General features: G+C 68.3%; 2 protein-coding genes and 1 pseudogene. All 3 read left to right on the top strand.

The window, feature by feature from the left end:
* A pseudogene (locus AB2385_RS16920) lies at window positions 1–380 on the top strand (hypothetical protein); the annotation flags it as partial.
* 213 nt (window positions 381–593) lie between these two features.
* Complete coding sequence (locus tag AB2385_RS16915) at window positions 594–1,814, top strand: hypothetical protein (RefSeq protein WP_367656181.1); 1,221 nt, start codon at window positions 594–596, stop codon at window positions 1,812–1,814.
* Between the two features lie 338 nt (window positions 1,815–2,152).
* Complete coding sequence (locus AB2385_RS16910; RefSeq protein WP_367656180.1) at window positions 2,153–2,338, top strand: hypothetical protein; 186 nt, start codon at window positions 2,153–2,155, stop codon at window positions 2,336–2,338.
* Window positions 2,339–2,375: the final 37 nt, after the last annotated feature.

The following is a 2,375-nucleotide window of genomic DNA, read 5'->3' as shown; positions in this document are numbered from 1 at the left end:
ACCCGTGGGTGGCGGAGCTGGCGGTGCCGGAGGTGGCCGAGGCAGGCCGGCCGTTTGAGGTCGGGATCTACCTGGGTTACCAGAACAACCTGGGTCAGGGCGAGATCCGGGTGCCGCTCCGGCTGTGGGCGCGGCCTGCGGGGGGCGCATCACCGCCCCCGGACGTGTGGCAGATGGTGACGATCGACAAGGTGCCCTGCTGCAGCCTGAAGCCGGGGACGATCCCGGGGCTGAGCGCCGGCACGTGGGAGATCATCGCCGAGATCGACTACCCCGCCGATACCCGGCCGGAGAACAACCGGGTCATCCGGAGGGTGGAGGTGCTGCACCTGAAGCCCGGCGAGAGCGGCGGCGCGGAGGGCGGGGCCATCACGGACTGACGACCGTGCCATCGGCGACGGAGGCGATGCCACCACTGAGTGCGGTGCTGCCGGCGACCGTGGGCGATGCCACCACTTGGGGCGGTGCCGTCGGCGACTGTGCACGATGCCATCACCGGCGGAGGAGCTGGCATCAGACCGACGCTGAAGGTATCTCCAGTCTCAGTGTTAAAGACTTAACAGGACACACATCTGACCAGGGAGTTGAGGTCGATGCACAGAGACCCGCCCGACCCGCGCCGGGGGCAGGTTTGCTCGCTGGAGGCGGCCCGAACGGACCACCTCGTCCGGCGGTTGCGGTCGAAGCTGATGGATTATCTCCGCGACGACGAGGCAGAGATCTCCGTCGGCTGGGGGATGGTACGCTTCTTCCCCCCGGAGCTGTTTGACGAGGTGGAACCTGAGGCACGGAGCCTGGCGGTGGACTGGCTGGCCTTCATGTTCCCGGGGGAATGGAGGATTCCCCTGGCCAGGCAGTTGGCGGAGGATGATGCGTCGCTGTCGCAGGAGGAGCGTGCGACCCTGAACGCCTGGGCAGACAGGGCGGCACCGGGCTTCTTCCGCGTGGAGTCGGTCTCCGGCCTGCAGGCCAGACTGGTCCGCCTCCCCGATGATGCGCCCCGCACCGTGAGAGGGGTGCGGGGCGGGGTGCTGAAGCCGGGAGACCTGCTCGTGACCTGGCTGCTGCCCACGGGACCGGCTTACTACCTCGGCCTCGAAACGGCGTTCGTGGACCAGGACCTGACAGACGGTCTGCGCCACATCCTTCAGGTGGAGATGGACCTGCTCCGGCGGCAGCGGCCCCGTGCCACCTGGGATGACCTCTACCGCACCTCCTGGCCGCGGATCGTGTGGGCTGTCGGTGTGCTGGCCAACGATGCGGATGTGTTCCGCATCCACGCGCCGCCGGGTCCGTCCGTGCTGTGGGATGGCCGGCCGGTGCCGGACGCCCCGGCATGGTGGGAGCGGACCGCCGAATGGGCGCGCACGTTGGCTGAAACGAGTGCGCCTATCCACGAAGAGCCGGGCGACGGGATCGAGCGGCTCTGGTGGGATGCCGCGCTGACCCTTAGGCCGAAGCAGGAGCGCACGGCGGCATCCTGGACGGCGGCGGTCGTCTATGCATTCCGGCGCTACGTGCAGGGCGACCCCACCGTGACGCAGGCCGAAGTGGCGGAGCAGTGCTGCGTTTCGCCAGCCACCGTGGGGAATCGCAGCCGGCAGATCGTAAAGGCGCTCGGGCTGGAGCCGTTCGACCTCCGCTACGTGGACCTGCTGGCACGGGACGTGCGAATCCTCTGGGAGATGCACTGCATCGGCGCGCTCGGTTCCCCCGCACTGTATGGCGGGATGGATGTGGCGAAGATGTCGCCCGAGGACAAGCTGCTCCTTCACGCGGTCCTGCGCGATATGCGCCGGTATCTGAACGAGTGACGGGCAGGATTCCACGGGAATCCCGCCCGTCCGCGTCGTCAACGCAGCAGTTCCCGCAGCTCCACCGGCACCAGGGCAACCTTATGGTTGCGACCGTCGATCGGGCCCGGTAGTCGCCCAGGTCGACCGCCGCGTGTTTGATGATCATGTTTGATGATCATGGTGTACTCGATCCATGCCTGTCCCCCGTCGGGCTTCCCGTGGAACTACAGCGCGATCATCCCTTTGTTGCGAGCGGCCCTGAGGCCTGCCTACTCCCAGGCCTCCCTGAAACAGGCGATGGCCTCCTCGAAGCGACCCTCCTAGAGGAGCCGGCGATCCTGGTCATCGGCACGACGGTGCTGGTGACGACCCACTACATGGACGAGGCGGCCCACTGCGACCGGCTGGCGATGATGAACGCCGGGCGGCTGGTGGCGGTGGGGACGCCCCGAGAGCTGCGGGAGGCGCATGCCGCCGGCGGCGGGCTGGAGCAGGTGTTCGTGCATCTAACACGGATGGAGGGCGCGGCGAGTCCGCCGTGACGCCCCTGGCGTTCCCCCGGGCAAACCTCTGCCCGGG

The organism is Symbiobacterium sp., from assembly GCF_040797425.1.
Taxonomy (GTDB): domain Bacteria; phylum Bacillota; class Sulfobacillia; order Symbiobacteriales; family Symbiobacteriaceae; genus Symbiobacterium.
The sequence above is the reverse complement of the archived record's forward strand: the minus strand, read 5'-3'. Positions and strand labels throughout refer to the sequence as shown.